The organism is Armatimonadia bacterium (assembly GCA_039679385.1).
Lineage (GTDB): Bacteria > Armatimonadota > Zipacnadia > Zipacnadales > JABUFB01 > JAJFTQ01.
This window is the reverse complement of the sequence record JBDKVB010000141.1, coordinates 1-13,824: the sequence shown is the minus strand read 5'-3', so window position 1 is coordinate 13,824 and position 13,824 is coordinate 1. Positions and strand designations below refer to the sequence as shown.

The following is a 13,824-nucleotide window of genomic DNA, read 5'->3' as shown; positions in this document are numbered from 1 at the left end:
GAAGCGACTTCGGGCGTGCCGCAGGGCACGCCCGACCCTTTCCGAGGGTAGACCAAGAGTCAGCACCGGGGAGGCCTCTGCGTCTCCAGAAGCGAACTCCCAGCCGAGCGGGGGCGGCCGAGGTGGCGCAGGTTCGTGCCGATAGCGTGGCACCCTCATGGAGGCAGTCATGGCATCTGACCAGCCCCTGCGTTTGGCCTATATCGGAGCCGGTGGCTTCACCAAGAGCTTCATGTACCCGCAGCTACGCGCTCATCCGGTTACTCTCGCGGCGGTCTGTGACCTGGCGGAGGAGAAGGCGCAACTGGCATCCGCCCAGTACGGCTTCGAGCGCGTCTACACCGACTTCCGCCGCATGCTCGATGAGGTGCAACCCGAAGCGGTGATCTGCGTCGGCGGCCCGAAGGTCCACTACGAGGTCGGTCGGCAGGTCCTCCAGGCCGGCTTCCCACTCTACCTCCAGAAGTCCCCGGCGCCTTCTGCCGAGCAGACCCAGGAACTTGCCGACCTCGCTGCTGCAGCGGGTGTCGTCTGCCATGTCGGCTTCAACCTGCGTCAGAGCGAGGCCGTCCGGCAAGCCCGGCAGTTCATGTCCGAGGACTTCGGTCCCCTGACCCTGGCGATCCTCCGCTACGGTCTTGTCTCGGGCCGGACGCTCGAGGACGCCGTGATGGACCAGCACTGCCATGCCTACGACACCCTTCGTCATCTGGCCGGTGAGGTCGAGGAGGTGGAAGTGCAGGTGGCCACCGTCTCAGGCCTGCGTGCCTATGTAGTAGCGGCTCGCATGGTTTCGGGGGCAGTGGCCACGCTCAACTTCACTTCCGAGCAGCCTGCGGCGCAGGAGTTCTTCTACTTCGAGATGACCGGCAGCCAGGGACACGTCCTGTACAGTCATGACTTCGACCTGCGCTGCCGCCGACCGGGCGCTTCCGAGACGTACCTGCGTCGCGGCGTCTTCACCGGCGACCGGCTGGCCGACCTACGCTGGCTGGGTTACGTCCAGGATGTCGCCAGCTTCCTCGCTGCAGTCCGCGGCGACGAGCCGGACCTGTCGCCCATCGCCGATGCCGTGCCCACCATGCGCCTGTGTGAGAGCGTGTACCGCAAACTCCGAGAGCAAGGGGCCGAACAGTGAACTTCGCCACCAGCGTCCATGCCCTGACCGAGTGGGGCCAGCCCGTCAAGTCCTTCCGCCAGGTGCTCGCAGAGGCCGCCGAGCTGGGCTACTCGGGCATCATGCTGATGCACGTGCCCGGCCAGCATGCCCTGACCGCCGCGAACCCCGACCCGCCGGGTGCGATGCTCGACCTGGCGCAGTCGGACCTGGGCTTCGTACGGGAGGTCGTCGAGGAGGCTGGTCTCACCGTCGCCTGCGTCTACCAGGGGCTAATGAAGGTCGGCGACGAGGCAGAGATGGCAGGCACGATCCGTGGTCTCACTGACCTCGCGAAGTGGGGCGAGGCCCTCGGGACCAACATCGTGCTGCCCAATGCCGGAGCCGCACCACAGCCGCAGATGCCCGCGGCAGAGAAGCGGGAACTCGTCGAACGCGTGGCCAGGGTCCTCACCGAAGCCGTGCACGCATCGCCCGCAGGGACCAGGATTGCGCCGGACATCCACTACGGCGGCATCCTTGAGACGGTGGCCGACTGCGAGGAGCTGTTCCGCCTGACCACCGAGCCGCGAGTGGGCATTGCGCTGAACATCGGCCACATGACCACCCTCCATCAGGAGGGCTGGCGGCTGCTGGAGGACCACGCCGACCGCGTACCCGTGGTGGCGTGGAAGGACCATCTGCTGCAGCCTCCGGCCGGGCACACCCATCCGATCTACTCAGTCGAACTCGGCACCGGCGATTCGCCCTTTGCTGAGTATGCACGACGACTGCCGGCGGACGGTGGCCCGCACCTGCACCTGATCACCTTCGAGCACGTTCCGCTGGAGCAGAAGAAGGACTCCCTGGGCCGGAGCCTTCAGTACCTTCAGAAGCTCTGGGCCCAGACCCATTGACCACCGGCCAGCGACGCCGCAAGCCGACGCATGACCCTCAGAAGAAGGTGAGCCCGTGCGTATAGGCCTGCTGATCGTCCCGGTGCTCCTCATGGCTTCGGTCGCGGGAGCCCAGTTGCGTGATGTGCAGAGCGACACCTGGTCTGCCACGGATGGCCTGGGTCGAACGGTGCCCGGCTATGCGGAGTGCGGTGCTCCACGGGCCGACCGCCAGGTGGGCATCTTCTACTTCCTGTGGCTGGGTGCCCACGCGAGCGCAAAGGCTCCCTACGATGTCACGAGGATTCTCGCCCAGGACCCGGACGCTATGAGCAAGCCCGACAGCCCGCTCTGGGGACCGCAGTACGCGGCACATCACTGGGGCGAGTCGATCTTCGGCTACTACCAGACAGACGACGCCTACGTTCTGCGCCGCCATGCCCAGATGCTGTCCGACGCCGGCGTCGATGTGGTCATCTTCGACGTAACCAATCAGATCACGTACAAGCCCTACTACATGGCGCTGCTCAGGACCTTCGCCGAGGCCCGCCGCATGGGTGGCAAGACGCCCCAGGTAGCCTTCCTGTGCCCCTTTGGGAATCCGGCGAAGGTCGTGAAGGAGTTGTGCGCTGATCTCTACGGGCCGGGCCTGTACTCCGACCTGTGGTACCGCTGGGAGGGCAAGCCCCTGATCCTGGCTGACCCGAACATGATCGCAGCGAGCGCCGGCTTCTCTCAGCACGACACGCCGGCGCGACTCGAGCCGGGCCATACGCTGGGCCAGAGCTTCCGGGCCGAGCGCCCCGTTGATGCAGTCGGCGGCAGCTTCCCCACCTGGGAGAGCCTTGGCGCTGGTATGGCCCTCTCGATATACCGCGACGGTCCTGGTGGCGAGAAGCTCGCGACCAGGACCTTCTCGAACACTCCCGACAACGCCTGGCAGGTACTCAAGCTCGATCCGCCCTTGCCCGCAGGAGCTACCTACTACCTGGAGATGTCGCAGCCGGTGGGAACCGTGGGCTGGTGGACGCAGAGCACGGAGGCTTTTGCCGGTGGCGAGGCCTTCGCCGACGGGAAGCCGACGACAGGTGACCGCAACCTGCGCCTCTCCTACACCGACGACGAGAGCCACGTGCTCCGCCAGTTTTTCACCTTCCGCAAGCCGCAGGCCAGCTACTTCCAGGGCCCCACGGGGCCGGATATGTGGAGCTGGCTGGAGGTCTACCCGCAGCACGCTTTCATGAACTCGCGCGGCGAGAAGGAGCAGATGTCGGTCGGGGTCGCGCAGAATGCCGTGGGCAACCGTCTCGGCTCCATGAGCGAGGTGAACGCCAAGGGACGCAGCTTCCACAACGGTGCGGAGGATACCCGACCCGATGCCGTGCGCTGGGGCCTCAACTTCGACGAGCAAGCACAGCGCGCCCTCGACGAGGACCCGCGCTTTGTGTTCATCACGGGCTGGAACGAGTGGATCGCTGGGCGCTTCCCGGAGTTCGGTGGAGTGAAGCTCCCCGTGATGTTCGTGGACGAGTTCGACCAGGAGCACAGCCGCGACATGGAGCCCATGAAGGGCGGACACGGGGATGACTACTACTACCAGTTGGTCTCCTTCGTCCGCCGCTACAGGGGCGTCCGCAAGCCACCCGCCGCGGGCCCCGAGAAGACTATCAACCTGGGCGCAGGCTTCGACCAGTGGGCTGACGTCACGCCCGAGTTCCGCGACGATGCCGGCGACGAAGCTCATCGCGACCATCCCGGTTACAACAACTCTACGCGCTACACCAACGACACAGGCCGCAACGACTTCGTCAGCCTCAAGGTCGCCCGCGACCGCACGAACCTGTGGTTCTACGCCCAGACTCGCGAGGCAATCAGCCCCTGCACGGACCCGCGCTGGATGATGCTGTGGCTGGATACCGACGGTGACCCGAAGACAGGCTGGCAGGGCTTCGACTACCGGGTGAACCGGACCGTGCGGTCCTCCACAGTCACGGTGCTGGAGCGCTGGACGCCGCAGGGCTGGCAGCCGCAGACCGACGTCCCGCTCAAGGTTGACGGGAAGGAACTGATGGTGCAGATTCCTCGCGACCTGGTTGGGCTGGCCGATGCAGCCCGGCCGGTTCGTCTGCACTTCAAGTGGGCGGACAACCTCCAGAAGGACGACGACACCGACGAGTTCATGCTCAACGGGGACGCCGCACCGAACTGCCGCTTCACTTACCTCTACGCGCAGGAGCCCTGAGCGGCACTTCAGACCGGGTCGGTTCCGTGTCCGCGAGGTCCGTTTCGCAGCCCACTCGAGGTGACCTGACCATGCCTTCCTTCGACCCGGCCAGACTGGGTTTCAGCACTGCCTGCTTCGCCCGCACGTCGCTCCCGCGAGCGCTTGAACTGGGCAGTGCGATGGGCTTTCGGGCCCTGGAACTGCTCGCCTTCGACGGATACTGCCACAGCCAGGGGCCGTTGTCCGGGTTCTACTTCGAGCACATGACCGCTTCGGAACGGGACGCGCTCCGGGAGCTGGCCTCCGGCTTCGACTACCTGAGCACGCACGCGCCCTTCATCGAGATCTGCCCACTATCGCCCAACCCCAGCGTGCGTGAGACCGCACAGCGGCAGTTGGAGATCGCGATCGAGAGCGCCTCCTTCCTGGGCGCTTCGACCACAACCACCCACATCGTCCCCCGGTTCGGCTGCGAGCTTGCGGACTTCAGGGAGGAACTGACGGACCTGTACCGTCGGCTCGGGGATCAGGCTGCGGCAGCCGGCGTCACGATCACCATCGAGACCGGCTATCCCGTTCCGGTGGAGCAGTTCGCGGAGGTCATCTGGGGCATCGACCACCCGGCGGTCGGGGCGAATGTCGATGTGGGGCACCTGCGAGGGGCAATCCCTGCGGACCTGCGCTGCACTCCCGAGGGTGCCGCGAGCTACAACGACCTCCTCGAGGCGCATGTCCGTTCACTGGGCGCGAAGCTCTTCCATTTCCATCTACACGACATCAACCCCGACACCTTCCGTGACCACAGGGCAGCGGGTCGGGGCTTCCTGGACTACCCCCGGCTATTCCGGACGGCGGCGGAGATCGGCTACGACGGGCTCTTCGTCTTCGAGCTGGAGGAGCCCGACCTGGAACAGGCCCTTCGCGATAGCCAGACGACGATCTTCAAGGCGATGGCGCAGTAGGCCCTATCTCCCCAGCGCCTCGTGCCACCAGGACAGGAAGGGCTCCTTCAGCCACTTCTCGGGCTCTGCCCTGAGGGTGGCGAGGATCGTGTCCACCATGTCCTGTGAGCGGATGGCGCGAAGCGTCGCCGAGCCGATCTTGCCGAACCGCACCAAGCCCAGTTCGGCCAGATGCTCCCCCATCGCCTGGAAGCTGAAGCTCGGCCACCGGAAGATCACGGTGGGTGTGAGGCCTTCCCCTACCTGGCGGTAGTACTCTCGGGCGTCGTCCCAGCGTGAGATGCCTGCGTCCAGCTCAGCGCGTCGGTCAGCGGGTGCCTGATTCAGGGCCCATTCGATCAGGCGGCACTGACAGTAATGCCCCATTGTGTTGACGGTGAAGTCCACCCCAAGGAAGCAGTAGTGCGCGTTCCACTGGTACAGCCGCTCCCAGGGACTGGCCTCTGCGAAGGCCGTATCGCCATACATGCAGGGCCTCAGACCCCACTTGCCGTGGTCGGCCGTCAGCTCCGCTGCTCGGGGTCCAATCGCCGAGACGGAGTGTGTCGGATTGTTGCTGCGCAGGCTATCCGGTCGCTGGCGGAAGACCTCGGTGATGATGCCCGGGTAGGACGGCGAGGTCGCGCAGTCCCAGTCGGCGAGGTCCTGCGTGCCGTTCCACCACAGGGTCGGCACCGCCACCGTGCCTTCAGGGCCGACCGCTTGCAGGAAGCCCTCGATCACCGTGTTCGGCCCACCGCAGACGTGGCCCATGCTGCTCAGAGAGCTGTGGAACATCACCAGGTCGCCGCGACTGACGCCAACGCTGCGCAGACCCGCCGCTACGTCGTCGGCCGTGACCTGCAGCGACTTGTCCCCGGGTTCAGGTCTCATGCTCGTGCGTCCCTCCAGTTGTGGGCAGGCCTGACCGAAAGGCGTTATCTCAGGACTACCGAGCAGCCTCGTCCAGCTCCAGCAGGACCGTCTCGGCGCGCTTGAGGTCTACGGTCACCGCTTTGCCCTCGACCGTGACCTTCTGCCCTGTCACGACTCGGCGCAGGGAGGCCGACGCCGGCAGGTAGATCGTCTTGGCGCCGTCGGTCGCAGCGTGCAGAGAGACGTAGTTGCCGTCCGCGTAGAGCGCGTCGTCACTGTCGGCCCACAGGTGAACGCCGGCCTGCCGGGCCAGATTCCGCATCACCGCCGGCGGCAGGTCGATCACACTCGAGTAGTAGCAGGTCCAGCCGTCGCCTTCCTTGCTCACGAGCGCCGGCTTGCCGTTGGCAGCCAGTCGCGCATGCACAGTCACCGAAGGGTCATCCACCCAGAACACCGGCGACAGCTTAATCTCGCGTCCTATGGGCTGCTTTGCGTCAAGGCCCCGTGCCAGCGGCGATCCCGACTCGAGCAAGGCCTGGGTAGTGCCCTCAGCCGCGTCGCTGGTCACCTTCATCCCTAGCAGTGCGGCCATCGAGGCAGCCGGATCGGCCTCGTCCCCGAAGTACCCCGGCGCATACAGGAACAGCGCGGTCGCATGGTTGCGCTTGAGCTTCGCCGTGATCGCCTGCTGCTGCGCCGTGGTCAGGCGGAAGGCGTTCAGGAACACGTAGAGCTTGTAGTCCGGCAGCCACTTTTGGCTGAGGTCGTCAAGCAGGCAGTAGTCGAAGGGTGCACCGGCCTGCGGCTGATGCACCAGCGGACTCTGCACCAGTCCCGGCTGAGCCGGGCTCGGACGCATCCAGTAGAAGCTGTCGGGATCGACGAACAGCCCAACCTCGGCCGCGAAGGGCCTGCGAGTCGCGAGACTGTCCTGCATGGCGGCCTTCGCCTGGCCCAGGTTGCTGAGAATCTGCGGGTCGGAGAACCAGCCACCGGTCATGTCAAAGAAGCTCCCGGCGGCCCGCTTGCAGAGGCACTCGGAGAACTCGCGCCAGAACACACCCAGAGTGTCGTGCAGGTTGGTTGCCCGACTGAACCCGGCGCTCGGATCGCTCAGGTACGTCCGGTGGTCGGACTCATCCAGCCACAGCTTCCCGCGCCTCCGGAAGGAGTCCGTCGCCGACATGAAGGTGCTCGTCTCGCCCGGCCCACGGAAGGCGTAGTTCGGCGGGCTCATCAGGAAGTCGATGTCCGGCGAGTCGTAGACCTCGCGGGCTGCCAGGTGCCCGCTATCTTGTTGGTTGACGCCGTGCGCGCTCAGATAGGCGTAGTAAGTGCCAACCAGAACCCGGCCGGCGGTTGCCCCGCGGGTGATGCGGGCGAAATGCTGGATCGCTTCCGCGTCGAGGTGGCTGATGAACTCGTAGAAGTCCATCGCCTGACGCTCGGTCAGCGGATCGCGCAGAACCTGCGAGCCCGCAGGACGCCGCGTTGCCATGTCTGGCATGACCGCCGTCTCCAGAGTCACCTGCGGGTCCTTCCAGGACTTCCGCAGGGCCTCGTCAGTCTGGTAGCGCTGTCGCAGGAAGGCCCGGAAGGCTCGCAGAGCGGGAGCGCTGTAGTCGTCCTTGTTCTCCTTCCAGGTGCCCCACATCTGCCACTCGGCGGTGTAGCCGCTGTAGAAGATGATGCCCGTGATCCGCTCCGCGTAGGGTGCCCGCCGCAGGTGCGTCAGAAGCTTGCGCAGGTCGTCGCCCATCTCCTTGCGCCACAGCTCCGACGCAAAGGAGGGTGGCCCGGCGGTGCCGTCGGAGAATCGCGCCAACTCCTCCGGATGCGCCTTCTGCCACCACATCGGCGCGGCAAGACCGATGTGCGGCAGGAAGTAGGCGTCTGGCTCGGCCTCGAGGATCGTGGCGAAGTACTGATCGTACTCCGTGTAGTCATAGGTGTCGGGCTTCAGGTGCCCCAGGTCTGCGGTGACCGAAGCGCCGAACCAGTCGCTGTACAGGTGGATGCCCTGGTCGGCCACTTCCTTGTGCAAGTCGGGGTTCAGGGTGCGCGGGAACACGCACAGGAAGGGTGCCGTCGGCTTGCCGTTGATCTTCAGGCATGGGTCGCCCGCAACGGGCTCCAGACGCACCAGCGGGAAGTCGGCCTTGCTGAGCTTCGCGTTCTGGTATTCCACGGTCACCTGACCCTCCGAGGCATCAGCGAAGGCCAGCTCGTATGCCCCGAACTCCACCGCGATCGGACCGGGGCTCCAGTAGGCTGAGAGTGGGAACTCCGCCGATAGCGTCACAGTGCCCGACTTCAGCGACAGCGGCTGTTCATGAACCCGCAGGAAGGTGTCGCCACGTCGCAGTCGGATATACTCGGTGCCGTTGGTGAGCCCCTCAGGAACGGTCGCCTCCAGCTCCGCGGTGATCTTCAGGCTGCCGCCGGCCTCGACGGTCCTGGGCACCTGCACCGACTTCACTGTTGCCTTGCCCAGCGGCTCCGCAGCGACCCCGTGCTCGAAGCCTGGTTCGGCGCCGGAGAGCTTCACGTAGTCGATGATCACCAGGCGACTCTGCTCGTTGCCGGGGTCGAGACGCAGCGAGACCAGACGCTTGTTCACTCCACCCCACTGCCGTGAGTCGTCGCCGGTAGTGGTCTCGCGCCAGCGGCAGCGGGCGAGGTCCACTCGGTAGGTCGCCCAGCCCTGCTGGATCGGGAAGCAGCCGCCCAGGCACCAGCGCCCGTCATCGGTCTTGTAGTAGATGTCCAGCACATCGGCCGGCGCTGAGGAGTACAGCCGGACGGTCATCCAGGTAAGCTCGCTCACATCGACGGGCGTCTTGGGCAGGGTGAGGTACACATACGGGTCCCACTGGGTCCAGCCGGACACTGCGCCACGGCTCACCCGTCCCGGATCCAGTCGCGAGGTGGTCTGCACGTCCGTCGAGCGGTCGAAGGTCCATTCGACTGCCGGTGCTGCGTCGACCGCACCGAGAAAACCAGGGATCAGCAGGAGAACCAGGAACGCCGTCTTGCGCATAACCAGGATCGGACTCCTTCGTGGCGAGGCCCGGAGGTCGCCGTCTACCCTCTACGACACTGCCGGACGGTTCCCTCACAAGGCCTCCTGCACCTGCCTCCAAGAGCCTCGACGCGATCGCCTCGCGGCAGGAGACACGGGCGGTAGCGCGAATCTGTGGGCAAGCTATCCTCCACATATCGGCTGCCGGGGAGTCTGATTGAGCTATGCGGACCTGCCCTCGCCTGAGTGTGCTCGGCATCACGACGCTTCTGGCTGCGATGCTGCTGGTGTCATGTCTCGCTCCGGGAGGCTGCGACGCCTCTCGATTCCGCCTCGTCTACTGCACCTATCTGGGCGGCCCCGCCTGGGAGCAGGCCCGGGAGATCATCCCCTACCCCGACGGCTCAGTTCTGATTGGCGCGCAGGTGAACTCGGATGGACTGCCGGTGAGCGAGGGCGCGGCACAGCCCCACTACGCCGGCGATGACCCCAACCTCGGCCCCGGCGGCGTGTATGGCGGTGACTGCTATCTGGCACACCTCAGCGCCGACGGGAGCGAGGTTCTCGCAGGCACCTACTTCGGCGGCTCGCGACAGGAACGCAACACCTACGGGATGGGGCTGGACCGCCAGGGCAACATCGTCATCACCACCACCACGCGCTCCACGGACATCCACACCACTCCGGGCTGCTTCCAACCGAAGTATGCCGGGGGCGAGAACGAGATCGTCGTCGCCAAGATCACGCCGGACTGCAAGAAAGTCCTCTGGTGCACCTACTTGGGCGGCTCCGCCGGTGAGTCGCCCCGCGGTGGCCTGGGGATCGATGCAGAGGATAACGTCTATATCGTTGGCACCACCAACTCCGCGAACTACCCGACTACGCCCGGTGTGGTCGGAGGCAAGCTCAAGGGCCCGCGCGACTCCCTCATCTCCAAGCTCAGCCCGGACGGCTCGCAACTCTTGATGAGTACGCTTCTGGGCGGCACGGGCGAGGACGACGCGATCATGGGGATACGCCTCGACAAGGCCGGCAACCTGTACGTCGCGGGCCACACGCGGTCAGCGGACTTCCCGGTCACGCCAGGCGCGCCCCAGCCGAAACTCGGTGGGCAGTCCGACTGCTATCTGGCGAAGCTCAGCCCTGCAGGCGACCGCATCCTCTACGCGACCTACCTGGGCGGCAGCGGCAACGAGTTCGCCGAGCACCGGCCCTGGCTCTCTGAGGACGGGACCTTCCTGCTGGCAGGTTCGTGGGGCTCGGCAGACTTCACGGGGACAGTTCCGGGAAGGCGTCTCGCAGGCCGAACCGACGGCTTCCTGACGAAGCTCTCCAGTGACGGCACGCGCTTTGTCTTCTCGCTGCTGCTGGGCGGCGCCGGCACGGACAACCTGCTCATGCCGACGCCCGATCGTGACGGCAACATCTGGGTGGTCGGCAGCACCGCCTCTCGCGACCTGCCCGTGACCGCGGACGCCTTCCAGAAGTCCTTCGGCGGCGGGCAGGAGGATGCTGTCCTGGCGGCCTTCAGTGCGGAGGGCACGCGGCTTGTCTACTGCAGCTACCTGGGAGGGACCGGCGACGAGATGATCCGGAGCCTCGCTTTCGGTCCCGATGGAGCGCTGTACCTGGTCGGGAACACGACCTCGCCGAACTTCCCAGCGACTCCCGGCGCCCTGCAGACCCGCTTTGGCGGCGGCCCTTCCGACGCTTTCGTCATGAAGCTCGTGCCGACAGGCACCGAGTAGCGAAGAGGTCACTCCGGGCGTCACGTTCCGAGTTCGGAAGTCACAGCCATGCTCTGAGGCGCCACGGTTCGTTGTCTGTCCGGCCAGACAACGGAGGTGAACCGAAAGATGGGTCGCCTGTGCTCTGCGCATCGCCCTTGTGCCTGTGGCGTGTCCCTGCTGGCAGTCGCGTTCGCGATGCTCGCGGTCACCGTCTGCCTCGCCGAGGTTCCCGCTCAGTTTCGCACCTGGGGCTCGGCCGGTGGCGAGATCCCGCCGCCTCCCGAAGGCTGGCATGAGGCAGCGGTCACGGCCCCGGCTACGGGTCTCTCGCCGAGTCCCGAGGATCAGTCACGTGGTTGGGTTGCCTTCGTCCGCGATCCGCTGCAGCTCCTTGAGCCCACCACGCTTCCCTGGCCTGAGGAGTGTGGCCGCGAACTGCGTACCGTGACAACTCGCGGGGAGTACGAACCGCTGTCTGTGGGGGTCCTCGCCCTCTCGAACCTCTCGGACCTGCGCGTCACCGCCGGGGAGCTTCGCTGCGGCGAAGCGATTATCCCCGCCGACTGCCTCGATGTGCGTTTCGTCAGGGCAGTGCGTGTGCCGGTTGCCGGAGCGCCTCGGACCTACCGTCAGGTTCCGTGGCTCCTCGAGAAGCGGCCCAACCTCTCGCTGCAGGAAGGTCAGGTAGGGCAAGTCTGGGTGACGGTGTGGGTGCCCGCCGACGCAGTGGCCGGCGAGTACCGGGGTGCGCTGCACCTGAGCGCCTCCGGCCGATCCGCAGCGGACCTGCCGATCCGTCTCCGCGTGCTTCCCCTTCGTCTTCCACCCGCGTCGGTTAGCATGGCCATGTACGCACAGCTCTCAGAGGACGATGCACTCTTGCGCCGTGAGCTGACCGACCTGCGCGAGCATGGCATAGAGAGTGGAGGCATGGACCTGAGCGTGGTCATCAAGTCCCGCGACCAGGTCTTCGGCGAGGACGACCTCGCCGCCACGCGACAGAGGTGCCGGCAGGTCATCGCGGCTTACCGCGAGGTCTTTGGCAAGCCGCGCTTCCCGGTGGCCTTTGAGGCCGGGCACCAGATCGCCTACTACTGGGACACGAAGAAGAACTGGTTCTCCTTCTGGGAGCATAGCCCCAAGATCGACGACGATCTGGAAAGGGCCATCGACGTGGTGGTCGAGGAGGCCTCCGCTGCCGGCTGGAACCAGCTCCAGGCCTATCTGCTGGATGAGGCCGGTGCCCACAACCTGCTCGACGAGGCGGTCCACTACTACCGACTCGCGAAGCAGCACAGGCCGCAACTGCAGACCTGGTCCGACCTCGGCGGCGGCATCGCCATGGGCCACGACGAGATCGGCAAGCTATCCCCCTGGGTGGACTTCCTGAGCACAAACCGCTTCACCCCGGAGATCGCTCGACAGTTGCTCGCCCGACAGAAGCCCTACGGCATCTACAACGGTTGTGGCGATCTGCCCGCAGGTGCTCGCCTGTTCTTCGGCTTCTACGGCTGGAAGACCGGGGCCACGAGCATCTCCCAGTGGGCCTACAACTTCAACCGCGACAACCTCTTCCGCGGTGGAGGGATGCGGGGCTCCGACGATGGCTACGTCTACTACGGCCCCGACGGCCCGGTGCCTTCGATCCTGTGGGAAGCGGTACGTGAGGGGGTCAAGGACTACCGAGCGGCCGACTACCTAGAGCGGCTGATTCAGGCAGCCAAGGTCTCCGGCGCAACGGCAGCGGCTGACAAGGCCCAGCGGGTTCTGGACGGGGTTCTCGGACAGATCGGCTGGGACGTGCAGCCGATGACTTCGGGGGATCGCGCGGCGCCGCCAGACCCGTCATCGCTCCGCAAGTGGCGCGTGGCGCTGCTACAGGAGGCAGAGGCCCTGCAGGCCGTCCCAGGTGCCACGCCTGCGCCTGCGACTGGAGCTCGCTCACCCTTCGATCGTCCCTGGCCACAGGCTCGGGCAGTCCACGAGGAGATCGGTCCGCCGGTGTTCGCGAAGGCTGACTTTGAGACGACTCTCGCCCCGTGGCGAGTCGAGGCCTGGAAGAACAAGGGCAGTGGCCGCCAGGACGCGACTCAGGCCCACAGCGGCAGCGGCTCTGTACGCATGGACATCCCGCCCGAGGAGAGCGCCGAGGCGATCACCGTTCTCGTCTGGCCCTCCTGGGGTGGAAGCAAGGTTACCGCAAACCTCGAGTCCCAGCGGATCTACGAGCTTTCTGCCTGGGTGAAGCTGGAGGGTCGCAGCAATCCACCGGACCTGCGCTGCAGCGTCCCGGCGGCAACGATCCGCAGCACACGCACGGGTCGCGATCCTGCGGAGCCCTCCGGCTGGCAGCGCATCTGGCTGCGTCTCGACATGGAGGCTCCGGCTACGCCGACCTACCTCGCCGCGTGGCTTCAGGGCCCCGGCACCGTGTGGATCGACGACCTGGAGATGCACGAGATCATCCCGCCGCCGCTGCAGGTGAGGCTCGATCAGTCCGCTTACGACTCCGAGGATGTCGCCGGCGTTCTCACGATCACCACTGCCCGCAGGCTGCCGCAGACGCCGCGCGAGGTCCTGGTTCGATTGGTGAGCGAGGACCAGACCGAGGTCGGGCGGCTGAGTGCGCCCTTCCAGTCCACCGTCGCCGTCAGCAAGACGGAGGCCCCTCTGCGCATGGCGCTGATGGCACCGGTAAGCCTCGGTACCGCCGAGACGCGGTTCTGCCCGGCCAAGCTGGCACCTGGGGTCTATGCGGCGCAGGTCTCGCTACTCGACGACCAAGGGGCTGCGCTCGCCACGGACCAGGTGCAGTTCACGCGACTCCCGAAGACCTTTGAGTGAGGTCTGCGGTGGTCGGGTCACCGCAGGACAGGCCTCACCGACCTGCGGCATACAGCGCCGTCAGACTGACCGGCTCCAGCGTCAGCGACAGGCGGCCGTCGGCTTGCAGCGTCTCGCCCGTGACGAGGTTGCGCAAGGTATGCCCGCCGAGAGCCGCCGTGTCTAGCTGCACCGGCTTGCTCTCGGGGCCCA

Annotated in this window: 8 protein-coding genes; 6 read left to right on the top strand and 2 right to left on the bottom strand. The window is 66.2% G+C overall.

Annotation, left to right across the window (positions count from 1 at the left end; all coding sequences use genetic code 11):
• The first annotated feature begins 169 nt into the window (after window positions 1-169).
• The 4 genes from ABFE16_15995 (at window position 170) to ABFE16_15980 (ending at window position 5,178) form a co-directional block, all read left to right on the top strand.
• Complete coding sequence (locus ABFE16_15995) at window positions 170-1,138, top strand: Gfo/Idh/MocA family oxidoreductase (protein MEN6346805.1); 969 nt, start codon at window positions 170-172, stop codon at window positions 1,136-1,138.
• Window positions 1,135-2,013 (top strand): sugar phosphate isomerase/epimerase, encoded by an 879-nt coding sequence (locus ABFE16_15990; GenBank protein MEN6346804.1) that lies wholly within the window; start codon window positions 1,135-1,137, stop codon window positions 2,011-2,013. Before ABFE16_15995 ends, ABFE16_15990 begins: the two co-directional genes overlap by 4 nt.
• A 55-nt stretch (window positions 2,014-2,068) precedes the next feature.
• Window positions 2,069-4,234, top strand: a complete 2,166-nt coding sequence (locus tag ABFE16_15985) for a hypothetical protein (protein ID MEN6346803.1) — start codon at window positions 2,069-2,071, stop codon at window positions 4,232-4,234.
• Between the two features lie 71 nt (window positions 4,235-4,305).
• Complete coding sequence (locus ABFE16_15980; GenBank protein ID MEN6346802.1) at window positions 4,306-5,178, top strand: sugar phosphate isomerase/epimerase family protein; 873 nt, start codon at window positions 4,306-4,308, stop codon at window positions 5,176-5,178.
• A gap of 3 nt (window positions 5,179-5,181) precedes the next feature.
• On the opposite strand, the gene ABFE16_15975 is transcribed toward ABFE16_15980, so the two are convergent.
• Both ABFE16_15975 and ABFE16_15970 read right to left on the bottom strand, forming a co-directional pair.
• On the bottom strand, window positions 5,182-6,051 hold the full coding sequence (locus ABFE16_15975) for an AAC(3) family N-acetyltransferase (GenBank protein ID MEN6346801.1): 870 nt from the start codon (window positions 6,049-6,051) through the stop codon (window positions 5,182-5,184).
• Window positions 6,052-6,106: 55 nt separating this feature from the next.
• Window positions 6,107-9,076 (bottom strand): beta-galactosidase, encoded by a 2,970-nt coding sequence (locus ABFE16_15970; protein MEN6346800.1) that lies wholly within the window; start codon window positions 9,074-9,076, stop codon window positions 6,107-6,109.
• A 206-nt stretch (window positions 9,077-9,282) separates the two neighbouring features.
• Here ABFE16_15970 and ABFE16_15965 point away from each other — a divergent pair, with 206 nt between their 5' ends.
• A complete protein-coding gene (locus ABFE16_15965) occupies window positions 9,283-10,806 on the top strand; it encodes an SBBP repeat-containing protein (protein ID MEN6346799.1) in 1,524 nt (507 codons plus the stop codon).
• Between the two features lie 108 nt (window positions 10,807-10,914).
• A complete protein-coding gene (locus ABFE16_15960; protein MEN6346798.1) occupies window positions 10,915-13,632 on the top strand; it encodes a hypothetical protein in 2,718 nt (905 codons plus the stop codon).
• The last annotated feature ends 192 nt before the right edge of the window (window positions 13,633-13,824 follow it).

Coding starts and splice junctions, on each gene's coding strand:
- ABFE16_15975 (MEN6346801.1), bottom strand. CDS start 6,051: ATGAGACCTGAACCCGGGGACAAGTCGCTGCAGGTCACGGCCGACGAC.
- ABFE16_15965 (MEN6346799.1), top strand. CDS start 9,283: ATGCGGACCTGCCCTCGCCTGAGTGTGCTCGGCATCACGACGCTTCTG.
- ABFE16_15970 (MEN6346800.1), bottom strand. CDS start 9,076: ATGCGCAAGACGGCGTTCCTGGTTCTCCTGCTGATCCCTGGTTTTCTC.
- ABFE16_15995 (MEN6346805.1), top strand. CDS start 170: ATGGCATCTGACCAGCCCCTGCGTTTGGCCTATATCGGAGCCGGTGGC.
- ABFE16_15980 (MEN6346802.1), top strand. CDS start 4,306: ATGCCTTCCTTCGACCCGGCCAGACTGGGTTTCAGCACTGCCTGCTTC.
- ABFE16_15960 (MEN6346798.1), top strand. CDS start 10,915: ATGGGTCGCCTGTGCTCTGCGCATCGCCCTTGTGCCTGTGGCGTGTCC.